Annotated in this window: 14 protein-coding genes; 3 read left to right on the forward strand and 11 right to left on the reverse strand. The window is 31.4% G+C overall.

All coding sequences use genetic code 11. The features are described from left to right. Nucleotides 1-2 precede the first annotated feature (2 nt). On the forward strand, nt 3-587 hold the full coding sequence (locus ABWP60_RS05265; protein ID WP_353149543.1) for an LURP-one-related/scramblase family protein: 585 nt from the start codon (nt 3-5) through the stop codon (nt 585-587). Nucleotides 588-629: 42 nt separating this feature from the next. On the opposite strand, the gene ABWP60_RS05270 is transcribed toward ABWP60_RS05265, so the two are convergent. Together ABWP60_RS05270 and gyrA are read right to left on the reverse strand one after the other, a co-directional pair. Further along, the gene (locus ABWP60_RS05270) at nt 630-1,709 is read right to left on the reverse strand and encodes a tetratricopeptide repeat protein (protein WP_353149547.1); all 1,080 of its coding nucleotides are present in this window, start codon (nt 1,707-1,709) and stop codon (nt 630-632) included. A gap of 56 nt (nt 1,710-1,765) precedes the next feature. After that, the gene (gene gyrA, locus ABWP60_RS05275; protein ID WP_353149549.1) at nt 1,766-4,354 is read right to left on the reverse strand and encodes a DNA gyrase subunit A; all 2,589 of its coding nucleotides are present in this window, start codon (nt 4,352-4,354) and stop codon (nt 1,766-1,768) included. A gap of 242 nt (nt 4,355-4,596) precedes the next feature. On the opposite strand from gyrA, the gene ABWP60_RS05280 reads away from it, so the two are divergent. Further along, a complete protein-coding gene (locus ABWP60_RS05280; RefSeq protein ID WP_353149552.1) occupies nt 4,597-7,143 on the forward strand; it encodes an ATP-dependent Clp protease ATP-binding subunit in 2,547 nt (848 codons plus the stop codon). 111 nt (nt 7,144-7,254) lie between these two features. On the opposite strand, the gene ABWP60_RS05285 is transcribed toward ABWP60_RS05280, so the two are convergent. From ABWP60_RS05285 to thrA, 5 genes are all read right to left on the reverse strand, one after another. Further along, the gene (locus ABWP60_RS05285; RefSeq protein ID WP_353149555.1) at nt 7,255-7,902 is read right to left on the reverse strand and encodes an outer membrane beta-barrel protein; all 648 of its coding nucleotides are present in this window, start codon (nt 7,900-7,902) and stop codon (nt 7,255-7,257) included. 61 nt (nt 7,903-7,963) lie between these two features. Then, nucleotides 7,964-9,046, reverse strand: a complete 1,083-nt coding sequence (gene gcvT, locus ABWP60_RS05290) for a glycine cleavage system aminomethyltransferase GcvT (RefSeq protein ID WP_353149557.1) — start codon at nt 9,044-9,046, stop codon at nt 7,964-7,966. Between the two features lie 174 nt (nt 9,047-9,220). Beyond that, nucleotides 9,221-10,516: a threonine synthase gene (gene thrC, locus ABWP60_RS05295; RefSeq protein ID WP_353149560.1), complete on the reverse strand. Its 1,296-nt coding sequence runs from the start codon at nt 10,514-10,516 to the stop codon at nt 9,221-9,223. Nucleotides 10,517-10,540: 24 nt separating this feature from the next. Continuing rightward, nucleotides 10,541-11,488, reverse strand: coding sequence for a homoserine kinase (locus tag ABWP60_RS05300; protein WP_353149563.1), 948 nt, complete (start codon nt 11,486-11,488; stop codon nt 10,541-10,543). A gap of 85 nt (nt 11,489-11,573) precedes the next feature. Beyond that, on the reverse strand, nt 11,574-14,021 hold the full coding sequence (gene thrA, locus ABWP60_RS05305) for a bifunctional aspartate kinase/homoserine dehydrogenase I (RefSeq protein WP_353149566.1): 2,448 nt from the start codon (nt 14,019-14,021) through the stop codon (nt 11,574-11,576). A gap of 404 nt (nt 14,022-14,425) precedes the next feature. On the opposite strand from thrA, the gene hutH reads away from it, so the two are divergent. Next, nucleotides 14,426-15,916: a histidine ammonia-lyase gene (gene hutH, locus ABWP60_RS05310; RefSeq protein ID WP_353149568.1), complete on the forward strand. Its 1,491-nt coding sequence runs from the start codon at nt 14,426-14,428 to the stop codon at nt 15,914-15,916. Here hutH and ABWP60_RS05315 read toward each other — a convergent pair. Genes ABWP60_RS05315 through ABWP60_RS05330 form a run of 4 tightly spaced genes read right to left on the reverse strand, consistent with a single transcriptional unit; the run spans nt 15,913 to nt 19,567 of the window. Continuing rightward, nucleotides 15,913-16,092: a DUF1272 domain-containing protein gene (locus tag ABWP60_RS05315; RefSeq protein WP_353149571.1), complete on the reverse strand. Its 180-nt coding sequence runs from the start codon at nt 16,090-16,092 to the stop codon at nt 15,913-15,915. The genes hutH and ABWP60_RS05315 overlap by 4 nt on opposite strands. Beyond that, entirely contained in the window at nt 16,092-16,277 is a 186-nt protein-coding gene (locus ABWP60_RS05320) for a GldL-related protein (RefSeq protein WP_353149574.1), read from the reverse strand. Before ABWP60_RS05320 ends, ABWP60_RS05315 begins: the two co-directional genes overlap by 1 nt. Nucleotides 16,278-16,280: 3 nt before the next feature. Further along, nucleotides 16,281-17,639, reverse strand: a complete 1,359-nt coding sequence (rimK, locus tag ABWP60_RS05325) for a 30S ribosomal protein S6--L-glutamate ligase (RefSeq protein ID WP_353149577.1) — start codon at nt 17,637-17,639, stop codon at nt 16,281-16,283. Between the two features lie 53 nt (nt 17,640-17,692). Further along, on the reverse strand, nt 17,693-19,567 hold the full coding sequence (locus ABWP60_RS05330; RefSeq protein WP_353149580.1) for a M1 family metallopeptidase: 1,875 nt from the start codon (nt 19,565-19,567) through the stop codon (nt 17,693-17,695). Nucleotides 19,568-19,615: the final 48 nt, after the last annotated feature.

Raw genomic sequence — 19,615 nt, forward strand, 5'->3', positions numbered from 1 at the left:
TTATGAATCCAATTTTTAACCAAAATGTTTTTCTTGTAAAAGAACAAATTGGAATGTTTAAAGCATCAAATAACTTTGATATTTTTAATCCTGAAAACAATGAATTAGTATTAACATGCAGAGAACCAAATTTGGGCTTTTTTACAAAACTATTTCGTTTTACAGATTACAAAAGAATGACCCCATTTGATATAGAAATTAGAACCGCGTCTGGCGAATTAACCGTTCAAATAAAAAGAGGCGTAACCATTTTTCGTTCAGATATTGATGTTTTTGATGGTAAAGGAAGAAAAATTGGTGTTTTTAAACAGAAATTCTTTTCATTTGGTGGCCGATTTGAAGTACACGACCATCAAGACAAACATTTATGTACACTACAAGGAAAATGGACAGGATGGGATTTTAAGTTTAATAAAGAAAATAAAGAATTGGCTACTGTTTCTAAAAAATGGGCAGGCTTAGGAAAAGAATTTTTTACTAGCGCTGATAATTATGTAATAAATATTACAGATGTGGCCGCAGATAGCTCAATTCGTCCTTTACTACTTGCTGCAGTAATGTGTATTGATATGGTTTTTAAAGAATAAAAACAAAACAAAAAAATCCCCAATTTTCATTGGGGATTTTTATTATTTAACAGAAGCAGCTTTATCTTTCCTTCCTAAAGTTTCATAACACAATCTTAAAGTTGTTTTAGTATCTTCATTTGCTACATCTAATTGATGGGCACGCTCAAAATATGGTAATGCTTTTAAAAACATGGCTTTTCTTTTTGCGTTTAATTCATCATATTTTTTTGTATTTTTTAAATTAGCATTAATTTCTTCTACAATTTTAGTATCATCGTTTAATAGCAGATAACCTACGTTATATTGTAATTGTGCATTATTAGGATCTTTTTCTAAAATACCTTCAATTAATTTTTGATACGTTACAATATCATTATTTCTATAATAAATTGCGGCATGATCCATTTGTATCTGTAGATCTTCAGGATTTAATTTTATTGCTTCTATAAAATCAATTTTTGCTTGTTCATCATTTTTATTAAAAAAAGACAAAGCAAAAATATTTTTAGCAACATTTTCAGGTTTTGCAGCAAATTTTTGCAAACCAACACCATTGAAACCAATAGAATTAATTTCTCTGAAATATTTTTCAGCAGATATATAATCTTGACCTTGCATAGCTGTGATAGCAGCATTTTCTAAATTAGCTACATCAGCAGGATCAAATTGGAATGTATAATAAAACGCTTTTGATGCTTCTTTATACTTTTTTAAATCATTTAAATCAAATGCCACTTGTTTAAAAATTGGTTTAAAAATATCAATTGTGTTTTTGATATCATCCGTAAATACCTTTTTCTCTTGTTTTGATTCAAATTCGAGAGTTTTGCGCATTCCTTCTACAATAGATGTAAATATTTCAGGTGCAAATAATTTCTGAATCATCATCAGTGTAGGATGTGTACTCCTAGGTGACATTTCGACTATAGGCTGCATGGCTTTATAAAAACCTGCTGCTACTTTATCTTCTTCGGTTTTGGCAACGGCCTCTAATTTTAAAACGGTTTCTTTGTATTTAGAAAAATCATCAGCAGACAATTGTTCTTTATCATACATTTTTTTTAATGTTTTTAATTCGTCTTTTTGAGCATTAGTAACTGTTGTTACTACTAATAAAACTCCTAATACAATTTTTTTCATTTTATACATTTTTAGTTTTAAAAAAAAGCCCAACGAATTGGGCTTTAAAAGTATTCCTATTCTTCGTTTTGGTCTGGTTCAACCTCTGAGTTATTATTTTCTGATGTATCTTCTTCAGATGATTCAGTTTCCAATGCTTCTATCGGATTTCCATCTTCATCTAATTCCACTACTTCTTCATCCTCACGTAACACTTTTGTTACCGCTGCAATAGAATCCGTTCCTTTAATATTGATTAATCTTACACCTTGAGTAGCTCTACCCATAACGCGTAGGTCAGAAACCATCATACGAATCGTTAAACCTGATTTGTTGATAATCATTAAATCATCATCATCCGTTACGTTATTGATTGCAATTAATGAACCCGTTTTTTCAGTAATATTTAAGGTTTTCACACCTTTACCACCACGATTTGTAATTCTATATACATCTTCACCGTCGTCATCAACTAATTTGGTACGTTTTCCGTATCCATTTTCAGTTACAACTAAAATTTGTGTATCATTAATATCGTCTTTATTAACAGTTACAATTCCAATAACTTCATCCGCATCATCTTTCAAAGTAATTCCTCTAACGCCTGAAGCCGTTCTTCCCATTGGACGGGTTTTAGCTTCTTCAAAACGAACCATTTTACCAGATTTTCCTGCAATTAAGACTTGACTTTCACCATTAGTTAATTTCGCACCTAATAATTCATCCCCTTCTTTAATAGTAATGGCAGCAACACCGTTTACACGTGGTTTTGAATACTTCTCTAAAGATGTTTTCTTCACCTGTCCTTGCTTGGTTACCATAATTAAGTTATGACTCTTAATATAATCCTGGTCTTTTAAGTCTTGTGTACAAATATACGCAGCTACTTTATCGTCTGGTTCAATATTTATTATGTTCTGAATTGCTCTTCCTTTACTTGCTTTTGTTCCTTCAGGAATCTCGTACACACGCATCCAGAAACATTTTCCTTTTTGAGTAAAGAATAATAAATATTGGTGATTTGTAGCCACAAATAAATGTTCTAAGAAATCTTGATCTCTAGTTCCTGCAGATTTTTGACCTACGCCTCCTCTATTTTGAGTTTTGTATTCTGTTAATGAAGTACGTTTAATGTAACCTGCATGTGAAATAGTTACTACTACATTTTCATCGGCAATTAAATCTTCAATACTAACATCACCACCCGAATACTCAATTAATGAACGACGTGCATCTCCATATTTCTCTTTGATTTCTGCTAATTCATCTTTAATCACTTGCATTCTTAATTCTTTACTAGCCAATAATTCTTTCAAGCTAGTAATTAATTTCATGATTTCATCATATTCTGCTCTTAACTTATCTTGCTCTAAACCAGTTAATTGACGTAGTCTCATTTCAACAATTGCTCGAGCTTGTAATTCCGATAATTTAAATCGTTCAATTAATCTTGCTCTTGCTTCTTCTCCGTCTTTTGAACCTCTAATAATTTTAATTACCTCATCAATATTATCTGATGCAATAATTAAACCTTCTAAAATATGCGCTCTTTCTTCTGCTTTTCTTAAATCATATTGCGCGCGTCTAACTACAACTTCATGACGGTGTTCTACAAAATAATGAATTAAATCTTTTAGATTTAACATTTGTGGTCTTCCGTTAACCAATGCTATATTATTTACACTGAAAGAAGATTGTAATTGTGTGAATTTATATAAAGTATTTAAAACAACATTTGGAACAGCATCACGTTTTAATTCATAAACAATACGCATACCTGTTCTATCCGATTCATCACGAATAGTAGAGATCCCTTCTATTTTTTTCTCGTTAACCAAATCAGCCGTTTTCTTAATCATATCGGCTTTATTAACTTGGTATGGAATTTCTGTTACAATAATAGATTCCTTACCATTTACTTCTTCAAACATCGTTTTCGCTCGCATAACAATACGACCTCTACCTGTTTTAAAAGCTTCTTTTACCCCTTCATAACCATAAATAGTTCCTCCGGTTGGAAAATCGGGTGCTTTTATATATTTGATTAACTCATCAATTTCTATTTCGTTGTTATCAATGTAAGCTAACGTTCCATCAATTACTTCTGATAAATTATGTGGCGCCATATTGGTAGCCATACCTACTGCAATACCTGAAGCGCCATTTATTAACAATGTAGGGACTTTTGTAGGCAACACTTTAGGCTCTTCTAAAGTATCATCAAAATTTAACTGAAAATCAACCGTTTCTTTGTCAATATCTGCTAACATTTCTTCAGATATTTTTCGCATTCTAGCTTCCGTGTAACGCATTGCTGCAGGACTATCACCATCTACCGAACCAAAGTTACCTTGCCCATCAACCATCAAATAACGTAAACTCCATTCTTGCGCCATACGAACCATAGCATCATATACTGAAGTATCGCCGTGTGGGTGATATTTACCCAAAACTTCTCCTACAATTCTTGCGGATTTTTTATGAGCTCTATTAGAAAAAACTCCTAATTCATACATACCAAATAATACTCTTCTGTGAACCGGTTTTAAACCGTCTCTTACATCTGGTAATGCTCTTGATACAATAACCGACATCGAATAATCGATGTAGGCTGACTTCATTTCATCTTCAATATTAATAGGTATTAACTTTTCTCCGTCAGTCATAGGTATTTATTTAATTTTTACTCGTTTTTTTAGACGTGCCAATATACGATTTTTTAACTTTTTTAAAAGTATAGTTTTTAAAAAAATCAAAATACTTATCAACAATAATTGAAAAAAAATTTAATAAATAAATAGGTAATTTGCTTTTATTTCTCGTTTTTTTTTTGTCAATTAGCAGTATGCATAGTACCTATAAAAAATTCATAATATTGTGCTCACGTTTTAAATAGTTTAAAGATTTTATGGAAGATAATTTTTCGCCAAGAGTTAAAGATGTTATACAATTCAGTAAAGAAGAAGCCTTACGTTTAGGGCATGATTTTATTGGTACTGAGCACCTAATTTTAGGTATGCTTAGAGATGGAAATGGAAGTGCAATTGATATTTTAAATTTTTTAAATATTAACTTTGATTTACTTAGAAAAAAAGTAGAGATTTTAAGTCCAGCTAACCCGAATGGACTGTCAACAAACGATAAAAAAAACTTACACTTAACCCGTCAAGCAGAAAGAGCATTAAAATATACTTTTTTAGAAGCAAAAGTTTTCAATACCACATCAATTAGCACGGCATTATTACTGTTATGTATGCTAAAAAATGAAAACGACCCTACAACTAAGTTACTGAACAAGTTAAAAATTAATTATGATAATGTAAAAGATATATATATGAGCCTGAATTCTAACGAAAATGAAGATATTTTTAAAGAAACACCAAGAGCTGAAAATTTTGATTCTGGAGAAGAAAATTATAAAGAAGACATGCCAAATCCAATAAGTAATAGCGGAAATAAAACTACGAAAAAGTCGAAAACACCTGTTTTAGATAATTTCGGTAGAGATTTAACAGAAATGGCGGAAGAGGGTAAATTAGACCCCGTTGTAGGTCGAGAAAAAGAAATTGAACGCGTTTCTCAAATTTTGAGTCGTAGAAAGAAAAACAACCCACTATTAATTGGAGAACCTGGAGTTGGTAAATCTGCAATTGCGGAAGGTTTGGCTATTATGATTGTTAAGAAAAAAGTTTCACGTATATTATTTAATAAACGCGTTGTAACCCTGGATTTAGCATCATTGGTTGCTGGTACGAAATATCGCGGTCAATTTGAAGAACGCATGAAAGCGGTAATGAATGAGCTAGAAAAAAATGATGATATTATTCTATTTATAGATGAAATTCATACTATTGTTGGAGCTGGCGGCGCTACAGGTTCGCTTGATGCAAGTAACATGTTTAAACCCGCTTTAGCAAGAGGAGAAATCCAATGTGTGGGTGCTACAACTTTAGACGAATACCGACAATACATTGAAAAAGATGGCGCATTAGAACGACGTTTTCAAAAAGTAATTGTAGAGCCAACAACCGTTGATGAAACCATACTAATTTTGAATAATATTAAAGGAAAATACGAAGACCATCATAACGTAAGATATACACCTGAAGCAATTGAAGCTTGTGTAAAGCTTACTAGCCGCTATATGACAGACCGTTTTTTACCCGATAAAGCAATCGATGCTTTAGACGAGGCAGGTTCTCGTGTGCACATTACTAATATTGAAGTACCAAAACAAATTTTAGAGCTGGAAAAACAATTAGAAGAAGTTCGCGAATTGAAAAATTCCGTAGTTAAAAAACAAAAATTTGAAGAAGCTGCCAAATTACGTGATGATGAAAAGAAAATTGAAAAAGAGTTAGCTATTGCGCAAGAAAAATGGGAAGACGACGCTAAATTAAATCGTGTAGAAGTAACGGAAGACAAAGTTGCTGATGTGGTGTCTATGATGACTGGAATACCTGTAAATAGAATTGCGCAAACTGAAACCAATAAATTAGCTAAACTACCGGAACTAATAAAAGGAAAAGTAATTGGACAAGATGAAGCGGTACAAAAAATAGCCAAATCCATTCAAAGAAATAGAGCGGGTTTAAAAGATCCTAATAAACCAATTGGTTCATTTATATTTTTAGGCTCTACAGGCGTAGGAAAAACGCAATTAGCAAAAGTGTTAGCCAAAGAATTATTTGACTCAGAAGAGGCATTAATTCGTATCGACATGAGTGAATACATGGAAAAATTTGCTATTTCACGTTTAGTTGGAGCACCTCCAGGATATGTAGGATATGAAGAAGGCGGTCAGTTAACCGAAAAAATTAGAAGAAAACCTTATGCGGTTGTCTTGTTAGACGAAATAGAAAAAGCCCATCCAGATGTTTTTAATATGATGTTACAAGTATTAGACGATGGTTTTTTAACAGATAGTTTGGGTAGAAAAATCGATTTTAGAAATACTATAATCATCATGACATCCAATATTGGTGCGCGTCAATTAAAAGATTTCGGTCAAGGTGTTGGTTTTGGAACGGCTGCAAAAACAGCTCAAGCAGATGAATACAGCAAATCAGTAATAGAAAATGCCTTGAAAAAAGCTTTTGCTCCTGAATTTTTAAACCGTATCGATGATGTAATTGTATTCAATAGTTTAGAAAAACACGATATTGATAAAATTATCGATATTGAAATGGAAAAACTAATTTTTAGAATTAAAGACTTAGGATATACTTTCACTATCTCTGAAAAAGCTAAAAATTTTATTGCAGAGAAAGGTTTTGATAAACAATTTGGAGCACGACCATTAAAAAGAGCCATCCAAAAATATGTGGAAGATGCACTTGCCGAAGAAATAATAACTTCTAAAATTCACGAAGGTGATAATATTTTTATGGATTTAGAGGAAGCTTCACAAGAACTAATTGTAACAGTTATGAAGACAAAAAAACCTGCTACTTAGCAGGTTTTTTTTGTACAAATAAATTTTCGATAAATATTTCTATACTTTATGTATTACATAAAAAAAGACACCCCTGAAGGATGTCTTTAATATTTTAATGCAGTGTAAATACTAGTTAATTTTGATAGCTAAACCTGCCATAAAATTAATTCCACCAATACTTCTTTTAACTTTAAAAGATTCACCTTCAGTTTTATAATCTCCAGATAAACCAGCTCCATCATATCCTAATTGAATATTTGCTCCAACTTTATCCCAATAATAATAGTTTAAACCAATATTAAGTCCGTATGATAAACCTGATGCTTTGAACGAATCAGTTGTTACATCAAAACCTACAAATTTATCAGTTGCAGAAGCAAAACCAACATTTACTCCTCCATAAATATTTAAATCGTCATCATTTAGAATATAATATCTTGATTGAGCACCAATATTAAATAAAGACATTGTTGTCGTTGCGCCAATACTTTCTTCAGATAGTAAATTTTCTGGAGTTAAAAGGTAAGCACCAGTTGTTAAACCAAGTCCTACACTTATTTTATCATTTAAACCATAATGAACATTTAAACCATAAGTCCCAGAAGCAAAATTGGATTTTTGTTCAACAGAAATATTTTCAACAGTAGCTTTATCAGTTACGTTTCCACCAAAAGCAAAACCTCCTAATAAATTAATGTGAATTGTTCCTTCGCTATTCGATTGAGAATAACCTAGTAATGAAACTGCAAAAGCAGCTACTAATAATACTTTTTTCATAATTTTTAATTTAGTTTTTTAAAATTTTTTCAAATATATAAAAATTATTTATTCAAAAAAATTATTTCTTTAAAAATGGCAATTTAGTAACTTTAGCTTTAATGTCTTTATTTCTAATTCTAATATAAATTTCAGAATCTGGTGTGGCTAATGCTGTTGGAACATATCCCATTCCTATAGCAATACCAAGACTTGGCGATTGTGTTCCAGAAGTTACAATTCCTACAACATTTCCATTAGCGTCTGCAATTTCATAATCGTGACGTGGAATGCCTCTATCAATCATTTCAAAACCAACTAATTTCTTAGTAACACCGGCTTCTTTTTGTTTTTTTAAGTTTTCTGAATTCGTAAATTCTTTTTCAAATTTAGTAATCCAACCCAAACCAGCTTCTAACGGAGAAGTGGTGTCATTAATATCGTTTCCGTATAAACAGAATCCCATTTCCAAGCGTAAGGTATCGCGAGCGGCTAAACCAATTGGTTTAATTCCGAATGCCGCTCCTGCTTCAAAAACTTTTGCCCAAATAGTGGTGGCATCTTCATTTTTAAAATAAATTTCAAATCCTCCTGAACCCGTATAACCTGTAGCAGAAACAATTACATTTTGTTTTCCAGCAAATTCACCAATTTGAAACGTGTAATATCCCATATTTACTAGATCAATTGAAGTTAAACTTTGCATCGCTTCAGCAGCTTTTGGTCCTTGAATAGCCAATAGCGAATAGTCATCTGAAAGATTTTGCATCTCTACTCCTAAATCATTATGTTTAGAAATCCAATTCCAATCTTTCTCGATATTAGACGCATTTACAACTAACATATAATGTTCATCTACAATTTTGTATATGATTAAATCATCAACAATTCCACCTTCATTATTTGGTAAACAAGAATATTGGGCTTTTCCATCCGCTAATTTAGAGGCATCATTAGAAGTAACTTTCTGAATTAAAGCCAATGCATGTTCACCTTTCAAGAAAAATTCTCCCATGTGCGATACATCAAAAACCCCAACTCCAGTTCTTACCGTTTCGTGTTCTACGTTTACTCCTTCATATTGAACAGGCATATTGTAACCTGCAAACGGAACCATTTTTGCCCCTAAACTTTCGTGAATAGCTGTTAATGCTGTATTTTTCATTGTGCGATTTTATAAAATTTTAAGTTGCTAATGTATTGAAAAATTTATTAATTTGAAGCCTTTTGCTTCTATCTGTTTAAATTATTTATACCATATGTAGCATAAAAATTATAAATTCAAGTATTACGATAATAAATTTTAACTTCTAACAGGATTATAAAATGGTATAAAATATTATATTTTTTGCACCAAAAAAGATTTCAAATCAGTATAATTTTTAATTTTTATACTTACTTTTTCTTTACCTAAAACACTTTCAATTTGAGGCGAAACTTCTAATTTTATATTTAAAATAGGTTCAACCTCATCTAAGAACTTAATTGGATGTGCCGTTTCTAGAAATACGCCCACTGCGTTTGGCAGGATTTCAAGTTCTTTTTTCAAACCCAAAAAACCCACTGCGCCATGTGGTTCTGCTATATAACCTGTTTGTAAATAAATGTTTTTTATGGCTTTTTTTGTTTCTTCATCTGTAAATGAATAGGAAGAAAAATCTTTTTTTAACGCATTTAAATCATTGTTATACATTTCTTGTATACGTATAAAATTACTAGGGTTTCCAACATCCATAGCGTTAGAAATGGTTGCAATTGAATTTTTTGCAGCATAAATTCCGTTTTTCAAAAACCTAGGAACGGTATCGTTTGCATTGGTTGAAGCTACAAAATGTAAAATAGGCAAACCTAATTTTTTAGCTAAAATTCCGGCACAAATGTTTCCGAAATTTCCACTCGGACAGGAAATAACAAATGGTTTGTTCTGTTTTTTTAAAGTTTTATAAGCAAAGAAAAAATAAAACATTTGTGGCAACCAACGCGCAATATTTATAGAATTTGCGGAGGTTAAATTGTTATGCTTTAACTCTTTATCTAAAAACGCTTGTTTAACCATTTCTTGGCAATCGTCAAAAACACCATCAACTTCCAAAGCCGTAATATTTTGTCCTAAAGTAGTTAGTTGTTTTTCCTGAAAATTACTCACTTTTCCTGAAGGATATAAAATAACAACCTCAACGCCATTAACTCCCAAAAATCCGCTAGCCACAGCACCGCCTGTATCGCCAGAAGTGGCTACTAAAACTGTGTTTGTATTTAAACTATTTCTATTAAAATAAGCTAAACATCTAGACATAAATCGTGCACCAACGTCTTTAAAAGCCATAGTTGGACCATGAAATAACTCTAATGAATAACAGTTTTTTTCTATTTCCACTAAAGGAAAATCGAAAGTTAAGGTTTCGTTAATAATTTTTTTTAATTCATTTTCAGGAATATCATCGCCAACAAATTGCTTTATTACCAAAAAAGCAATTTGTTGGTTGGTTATATTTTCAATTTCATCAAAAAAAGATGGTGGTAATGTTGTAATTTTTTCAGGAAAATATAAGCCTTTGTCTGGCGAAATACCTTTTATAACGGCTTCTTGAAAAGAAACTTTACTATTCTTATTGTTTAAACTATAATACTTCATTTGACAAAATTAAATTATAAAAACTTATAATTCGTTAATTGAAATTACTTCTACACCTTTTGGGTTTATTTTCGAAATGTGTATATCAAAATTAATTTCTGTGTTTTGATACATATTTTCCATGCTTAAAGCAATTTTTTGAGCACTTTCTTTTCCTTTGCAAAGAGCAAATATTGATGGTCCTGCACCTGAAATTCCAGCACCTAATGCTCCATTTTTTAATGCAACATCTTTCACTTCGTCAAAATTAGGTATTAAATGTTTTCTTAAAGGCTCTATTATTACGTCGTGTAGAGACCTGCTTATTAACTCATAATCAGACATAAACAAACCTGCTACTAACCCACCTATATTTCCTGTTTGAATTATGGCATTCTGAAGTGAAATCATGGGTTGTAAAACCGAACGGGCATCAGCCGTTTTAACTTCAATATGTGGATGCAAAACAACTGCGTATAGTTCAGAAGGGCTTTCAATTTTTATCACATCTAACGGATTGTAACCTCTTACTAACGTAAAACCGCCAAGTAGGCAAGGTGCTACATTATCGGCATGTTCACTGCCACTAGCTACCACTTCGCCTTTCATAGCAAATTTGACTAATTCGATTTTTGAAAAAGGTTTGCCTAATAATTCATTTATTCCAAAAACAGCTCCTGCAGCGCTTGCGGATGAGCTTCCTATACCACTACCTGCTTTTATTTTTTTGAATATTTCAATTTCAAACCCGTGTTCAAAAGCAACTCGTTTATTTGCTTCTTCAAAAATAGCTAAAGCCGCAACTCCAGCAACATTATTCTCAATTTCAAAAGGTAAATTTGCGCCTACAATATTTGTTATTTTAACACACTTATTTACAGATTTCCTGATAATTATTTCATCGCCAATACTTTCAAGGCATAGCCCCAATACATCAAAACCACAATTAAGATTGGCAATAGTTGCTGGGCAAAATATTTTAATACTAGTCATACCGTTTAAAAACCTTAAAGTCAAATATTTTAATTTATAGGATAGTTTTTACTTTGGATCTTAATAATGTTAACTTTAAACTAAATTATACATTTCCGACACGGATAACATCAGCAAAAATTCCTGATGCGGTTACGGCTGCTCCTGCTCCTGCTCCTTTTATTATTAAAGGCTGATCCGTATATCTGTCGGTAAAAAACTCTACTATATTATCTTTTCCTTCTAAATTATAAAATGGACTTTCTTTTGGGATAAACCTCAAACCTACAGATGCTTTTCCTTTATCAAAAGAAGCTACAAATTTTAAACGAGCGTCTTTACTTTTTGCTTCGGATAAGAGTTGTTCAAAATGAGTGGCGTTTTTAATTAAGGACTTAAAAAAATCTTCGTTATTATTGGTTTCCATACATTCTTTTGGTAAAAAACAATGATTTTCAATTTGTTCTATTTCCATTTCGTAACCACTTTCACGTATTAAAATTAGTATTTTTCTAGCAACATCAACACCACTTAAATCAATTTTTGGATCGGGTTCGGTAAAGCCTTGCACTCCTGCTTCTTTTACAACATCATGAAAATTATAGGTTTCACTAAAATTATTAAAAATGAAGTTTAAACTACCCGATAATACAGCATTTATTTTATGTACTTTATCACCCGAATGTATTAAATGTTTAAGTGTGTCAATAATTGGTAATCCAGCACCTACATTAGTTTCAAACAAGAACGGAGCATTAAATTTTCTAGATATTGATTTAAGGTATTTATAATTTTCAAATTTTGAGGAACATGCAATTTTATTACAAGTAACCACAGCAATACTTAGTTTTAAAAATTGGTCATAAATGGACGCAACATCATAATTTGCCGTTATATCTACAAAAATACTATTACGTAAATTAAGTTCCTGTACTTTAGAAATAAATTTAGAGATTGATGCGTTTTCGCCGTTGTCAAGTCTAATTTTCGAATCTTTTAAATTAATTCCATCTTCATCAAAAACCATTTTTCTTGAATTTGATAAGGCAATTACTCTTAGATTTATTTTTAAATTTTCTTTTAAAAATTTCTTTTGTTGATAAATTTGTTCAATAAATTTTTCGCCGACATTTCCTACACCCATTACAAATAAATTTAATTGTTTGGTGTTTTCTTCAAAAAATCTTTCGTGTAATGTATTTAGTGCTTTTTTAACATCTTTTTCATTTATTACAACCGAAATATTTCTTTCGGAAGCACCCTGAGCTATAGCTCTTATGTTTACATTATTTTTACCTAAAGTGCTAAACATTTTACCGCTTAAACCTTGATGATTTTTCATGTTTTCACCTACTAAAGCCACTATGCATAAATCGTTTTCAACGATGCACGGATTAATTTTATTTTGAAAAATTTCTATTTCAAATTCAAATTCAATTGCTTTTTTAGCTATAGCAGCAACTTGGTTTTGAATTCCGATACAAATTGAATGTTCGGAAGAAGCTTGTGTTATAAAAATTACATTAATATTTTGCTGTGAAAGTACTTCAAAAATTCGTTTAGAAGAACCTGAAACACCAATCATTCCAGATCCTTCAATGGTTAAGAGCGTAATTTTATCTATATGAGAAATTCCTCTTATAGGATTGCTTGACACCAAATTTTTATTTGAAATATAAGTTCCTAAAGCATCGGGATTAAACGTATTTTTAATCCAAATAGGAATTTGAGCTTGCAAAACAGGTTGAATAGTTGGCGGATATAACACTTTAGCCCCAAAATGTGATAATTCCATAGCTTCTTGATAAGAAATTGATTGTATGGATTGTGCTTCTTTTACAATTTTCGGATTTGCTGTAAACATTCCATTTACATCGGTCCAAATTTCTAACGATTTAGATGCTGTACCATTGGCAATTATTGCCGCCGTATAATCTGATCCTCCCCTTCCCAAGGTTGTCGTATTTCCCTCTTCATCTGAAGCTATGAAACCAGGAACAACAACAACATTAAAAGTGTTTTTTTCTAAAAAAAATTGAATATTACTATTTGTTATATTAAAATTTACAGAGGCTTTTCCAAAATTTGAATTGGTTTTTATTATTTCCCTACTATCTTTAAAATTAGTATTTGGAATAATTTGTTGAACGGCGGCGGCAACAATTTGAGAAGATAACAATTCGCCAAAACTAGCAATTGTATCAGCAGTTCTTGCAGATAATTCACCTAAAAGAAAACATCCATCAAGTAAGGTTTGTAATTGATTAATTTGAATGTCTAAAAAATTATATAATTGATTTTGTTTTTGATTTTCAATTAAATTATAAATTACATCAATATGTTTTTGCTTAATTTCTGCTAACAAATTTTTATATGATTCGTCTTTATTTGAAGCAGTATTTGAAGCAGTAATTAACATATCTGTAACACCACTGAAGGCAGAAATTATTACGACTAAATTATTATCTGAGGCTTTTTTAGTGATAATTTCTAATACAAGCTCAATATTTTGGGCATTGGCAACAGATGTTCCTCCAAATTTTAATGTTATCATAGGTTAGGATTTTTTATAATCATTTTTTTTAGAATTTTCATATATACACAAAATTCAATCTTTCAACTAAATATTTATAAATCATAATAATATGTAAAGTTATGCCCAAACGATATGACATTTGTACAACTATCTAAAATATCAATCAATGAAATGCCTTTTAAAAAGCGAAGATTTTAGTTTATTTTTCTTTATCATATTTTCCAAATATAATTCTTTATAAGTATGAAAAAAAGGTTTAAAGTATTTTTATGAAAATGATAATTTTTAATTATTTTTATTTTAAATAATATCAATTTACAAGAAATCAAAGTGAATAACTATTGATTTAATAAAAAATAGTATTTAAAAATGTTGCATTTTAGAATTTGTTTGTAGAATTTTGACAGCTAAAACAAAATAAAATGCATTACATAGATTCATCCGTACTTACTATAGAAAAAGTTAGAGAAATTATTTTTGAAGGAAAAAAAATAGCCCTTTCAGAAGAAGCTATCTCAAAAATAGAACGATGCAGAACGTATTTAGATGAAAAAATGGTTTCTAACGATACAGCTATTTACGGAATTAACACTGGTTTTGGCTCGTTATATAATATAAAAATTTCGACAGAAAATTTAACCAAACTTCAAGAAAATTTAATGAAATCGCACGCTTGTGGTACCGGTGACGAAGTACCGCACGAGATTGTAAAGATCATGTTGTTGTTAAAAATTCAATCTTTGAGTTACGGACATTCCGGTGTGCAATTAGAAACCGTTAATAGATTAATTGATTTTTATAATCATGATATTTTACCAATTGTTTTTACACAAGGCTCATTAGGAGCAAGTGGCGATTTATCACCATTAGCTCATTTATGTTTACCCTTAATTAACGAAGGAGAAGTATATTACGATGGATTTCGTCAACCCGCACATAAAGTGTTAGAAAAATTGAACTTATCTCCCATTACATTAAAATCAAAAGAAGGCTTGGCATTATTAAACGGAACACAATTTATGAGCGCTTATGGCGTGTATAATTTAATTCAAGCCGATAAATTAGCGCATTTAGCAAATATTGTATCCGCAGTTTCTTTAGAAGGATTTGATGGAAGGAAAGAGCCTTTTAACGAATTAATTCATTTAGTACGACCACATAATGGGCAGATAGCAACCGCAGCGCATATGTTAGAATTATTAGAAGATAGTGAAATTATTGCACAACCCAAAAAACATGTGCAAGATCCGTATTCTTTTAGATGTATTCCGCAAGTTCATGGTGCGTCAAAAGATGTAATTGACCATGTAAAAAAAGTATTTACTACCGAAATTAATTCGGTCACAGACAATCCAAATATTTTTGTAAGTGAAGATGAAATTATTTCTGGTGGAAATTTTCATGGACAACCCTTAGCAATGGCTTTAGATTATTTAGGTATTGCTTTAGCAGAATTGGGAAGTATTTCGGAAAGAAGAACCTACCAATTAATTTCTGGATTAAGAGAATTACCTGCGTTTTTAGTAAGTAATCCGGGATTAAATTCTGGATTTATGATTCCGCAATATACCGCGGCAAGCATTGTTAGTCAGAACAAACAATTAGCAACGCCTGCAAGTATCGACAGTATTGTATCCAGCAATGGACAAGAAGATCATGTAAGTATGGGGGCAAATGCAGCTACAAAAACGCTGAAAATTGTTGAAAATTTAGAACGCATTTTAGCCATTGAATTATTTAATGCTTCACAAGCTATCGAATTTAGAAGGCCTTTAAAATCAAGTGATTTCATTGAAATGTTTATAAAAACCTATCGTGAAGAAGTGCCTTTAGTTACAGAAGATAGAATTTTACATTATGACATTGAAAAATCAATTCATTTCTTGAAGAGTTTTCAAGTGGAAATAAACTAATTCATATTTCGTTTCGGTCTTTTGACTAATTCTCCTTGGCAATTTGGACAGATATCAGCCATTTCTACAGCGCAAGATTCACAAAATGTACATTCATAACTGCATATGCAAGCTTCTGATTGCATATACAACGAAATATTGCATTTCTCGCAAGAGGATTTGTATTCCAACGCCATTATTTATTTTTATTTTTTAGAAGATAAATTAGTACTGTAGCTCCAAAAATAACTTCTAACACTACACCAATATTAAAAATTAAAGTCGCACCTGGCCATTCCATTATTTTAAAAAAAGCACCAAAGGCAACAACAAAACTGCAAGCTATAATAATTAATAACAGTTTTTTGAAATTATTTTGCATATTTTACTTAAAGTTTTTTTCAATAGCTTTTATCATTTCTCCTGCAATATCTTTTTGAGTGGCACCTTCAATTCCTTCAAGTCCTGGAGATGAATTCACCTCTAATAATAGAGGTCCTTTTGTTGAACGAATAATATCTACTCCAGCCACTTTTAAATTCATTGCTTTAGCAGCTTTGATTGCAATTCTTTTTTCATCAGGAGTAACTTTTACAATTGAGGCCGATCCGCCCAAATGAATATTTGCACGAAATTCTCCTGGAGCCGCCTCTCTTTGCATGGCTGCTACCACTTTTCCGTCTACTACAAACAAACGTAAATCTTTTCCATTAGCCTCCTTAATGAATTCTTGTACTAAAATATTGGCATTCAAACTTTTAAATGCATTAATAACGGATTCGGCTGCTTTTTTAGTTTCTGCCAAAACGACACCTTTTCCTTGTGTTCCTTCTAATAATTTCACAATTAATGGTGAACCTCCTACCATTTTTATTAAATCATCTGTATCTAATGGAGAATTTGCAAAACCCGTTGTTGGGATATCTACTTCGTTGTTTAATAACAATTGTAATGAAAAAAGTTTGTCTCTTGATTGTGTTATGGCAGCTGCATTGTTTAAAACATATACTTTTAGCGCTTCAAATTGCCTGGTAAGTGCACAACCGTAATAGGTCATACTTGGTCGAATACGAGGAATTATGGCATCAAAATCTTTTAAAACCAAACCACCACGATAGTGAATTTCAGGATTAGATGCACTTAATTTCATATAACAATATTTGATGTTCAAAAAATGCATTTCGTGTCCACGCATTTCTCCGGCTTCAATAATTCTTCGGTTACTATACAACTCTGGATTACTCGCTAATAGACCTATTTTTAACCCTTTTTTCTCAGGTTCATTATAATAATATTCTTTTAAGCTTTCTGATGTGGGTTGACCTAATTCAAACTTTTTTTCAGGGTCAACTATCAATCTTCCCACCATTGCTTCTCTTCCTAGTAACATTCTGAAACCCATTGAATCTCTATTAGTAAGTGTAACCTCAACTTGCCAGTTATGATTTCCCAAACCTACTTCTGTTCGAATTACATATCGCTTTTCTCTGGTTCCATTAGAGCTTTTTATGATTCGTTGATCGACTAATTGTGCTTCACAATGAATAATAGATTTTGAATTATTTTGGATTGGATTAATATCAAATTTTAGCCAATCTTCACCATTCTTATCAAATACTTTGATATCAATAGCATGTAATGCGGATGTTTTAGCTCCTGAATCTACTCGTGCTTTTATCGCGGGAATTCCTAATTGTGGGAACGAACACCATTCTTCACTTCCAATTAATGTTTTATCTTGCATTTGAAAATAATTTAAAATCTAATGTACTATTATTTTTATTTTAATACGATATATTATTGTTGTTTTTTTGGAAATATATTGTCCTCCTTTTTTACGTCTGCCATTAAATCACTTGGATCAATAACTACAGATTTTATATTCCCTTTTTGTAAGTCAATTTCTATTGTATACGTTGGTATAGCCCAATCCCATCCTAATAAAACGTTTCTTTTTAAAGTAAACGGATTTGATTTTTCCCAACGCATTAAGGTATTTGGAATATAAAAATACTCTTTAGTACCGTTTTCAAATTCTACAATTACATCTAAAGGCATTGGCATTCTACCTTTTCTTTCAAAAGTAATTTTATTATTTTCCACCGATTTAATGGCGTAATCAATTGTATTTGTGGTTTGCGTCCATTCATTTAGATACCAATCTAAGTTGGCTCCCGAAATTTTTTCGGCGGTTCGCTTAATATCATTAGGCGTTGGATGTGTAAATTTATAATCTGAATAATATTTTTTTATGGTTTTGTCTAAATTTTCTTGTCCAATGATATACCCCAATTGTGCTAAAAATATTTCACCTTTACTATATGCACCAATACCATAGGATTGGTTAAAATCGTATCTATCCGCATGCGTCGTTAACGGTTGTTCTTTTCCTGAATTGGCTAAAAAAACATAGTTATTGTAGGAATCTGCAAACGGGCTTTCTGGCTCTTTTGGTGGTAAAATTTGGTTCATAGCCAAATTAGAAATATAAGAAGTAAAACCTTCATCCATCCAACAATGTTTTGATTCATTAGTAGCTAAAATATGTTGAAACCAACTATGCGCAAATTCATGAGCGGTTACACCAACCAAACTGCCATAACTTCTATTTCCTGTAATCAAAGTACACATAGCATATTCCATACCCCCATCGCCACCTTGAATAACAGAATATTGTTTGTACGGATATTGTCCCACATTTTTATTGAAATACGCTAATAATTCAGCAGTTTTAGGCTGCATTTTTTTCCAATTTTCTAGATTTTCTTTCTTATTTTTATAAAAGAAATGCAATTCGGTTTCATTTTCACCCATAATTTTATCATGAATGTATTCTGGATCGGCTCCCCAAGCAAAATCATGAACATTTGGAGCTATGAAATGCCAAGTTAAGGATGATGTTTTTTTCGGATAAGTAACCACAACACCTGCATCTTCGTATCCTTTTCCAATTTCATTTTTATTTTGAAGATACCCAGTACTTCCAATGGTATAATCTTTGTCTAAAGTAATTTTAACATCAAAATTTCCCCAAACACCATGAAATTCTCTTGCGATATACGTATCTGCATGCCATCCTTCAAAATCATATTCCGCCATTTTAGGATACCATTGCGTCATAGATAGCGCTACATTTTCTTCTGAATTTCTACCAGAACGACGAATTTGAAGCGGCACTTGCCCATCAAAATCTAATGTAAAAGTGGAACTTGATTTTGGTAAAATTGCCTGTGGTAAAGTAACTTCTAATATAGTGCCTACAACTCTACTTTGAGCTGACACGCCGTTTTGTTTACAATTTGAAACCAACAAATACCCGATTTCGTTTGGCTTTAAGGTACTAATTCTACTTTCTTTTATTTCTTTTTTATCTTTTGTAAATTTACGAACCATGCGTTTGTCTGGATCTGTAATGGATTGCAAACGCATATCCATAGCACTTCCTGGCTGAAACGCATTTGGATACAAATGAAAAAAAACTTTCTTTAACGTATCGGGAGAATTATTGGTATATATTAGTTCTTGCGTTCCTTTATATTGGTATTTTTTTACATCCATATTTACATTCATTTTATAGTCAACATGTTGTTGCCAATATCCTGAATTTGGATTGTTTTGTGCAAAAGAAATCCCTGTTAAAAGAAGTAAAAAGTATTTTAATGTATTTTTCATTTGTAATAATTTGACTTAAATAAGATAACCACAAAGATAAACGAATAC

Origin of the sequence: Flavobacterium sp., from assembly GCF_040402895.1 — a bacterium.
GTDB lineage: Bacteria > Bacteroidota > Bacteroidia > Flavobacteriales > Flavobacteriaceae > Flavobacterium.

Excerpts from the sequence above, each read along its gene's own strand:
- ABWP60_RS05265 (WP_353149543.1), top strand. The coding sequence starts at position 3 with ATGAATCCAATTTTTAACCAAAATGTTTTTCTTGTAAAAGAACAAATT.
- ABWP60_RS05270 (WP_353149547.1), bottom strand. The coding sequence starts at position 1,709 with ATGAAAAAAATTGTATTAGGAGTTTTATTAGTAGTAACAACAGTTACT.
- gyrA (WP_353149549.1), bottom strand. The coding sequence starts at position 4,354 with ATGACTGACGGAGAAAAGTTAATACCTATTAATATTGAAGATGAAATG.
- ABWP60_RS05280 (WP_353149552.1), top strand. The coding sequence starts at position 4,597 with ATGGAAGATAATTTTTCGCCAAGAGTTAAAGATGTTATACAATTCAGT.
- ABWP60_RS05285 (WP_353149555.1), bottom strand. The coding sequence starts at position 7,902 with ATGAAAAAAGTATTATTAGTAGCTGCTTTTGCAGTTTCATTACTAGGT.
- gcvT (WP_353149557.1), bottom strand. The coding sequence starts at position 9,046 with ATGAAAAATACAGCATTAACAGCTATTCACGAAAGTTTAGGGGCAAAA.
- thrC (WP_353149560.1), bottom strand. The coding sequence starts at position 10,516 with ATGAAGTATTATAGTTTAAACAATAAGAATAGTAAAGTTTCTTTTCAA.
- ABWP60_RS05300 (WP_353149563.1), bottom strand. The coding sequence starts at position 11,488 with ATGACTAGTATTAAAATATTTTGCCCAGCAACTATTGCCAATCTTAAT.
- thrA (WP_353149566.1), bottom strand. The coding sequence starts at position 14,021 with ATGATAACATTAAAATTTGGAGGAACATCTGTTGCCAATGCCCAAAAT.
- hutH (WP_353149568.1), top strand. The coding sequence starts at position 14,426 with ATGCATTACATAGATTCATCCGTACTTACTATAGAAAAAGTTAGAGAA.
- ABWP60_RS05315 (WP_353149571.1), bottom strand. The coding sequence starts at position 16,092 with ATGGCGTTGGAATACAAATCCTCTTGCGAGAAATGCAATATTTCGTTG.
- ABWP60_RS05320 (WP_353149574.1), bottom strand. The coding sequence starts at position 16,277 with ATGCAAAATAATTTCAAAAAACTGTTATTAATTATTATAGCTTGCAGT.
- rimK (WP_353149577.1), bottom strand. The coding sequence starts at position 17,639 with ATGCAAGATAAAACATTAATTGGAAGTGAAGAATGGTGTTCGTTCCCA.
- ABWP60_RS05330 (WP_353149580.1), bottom strand. The coding sequence starts at position 19,567 with ATGAAAAATACATTAAAATACTTTTTACTTCTTTTAACAGGGATTTCT.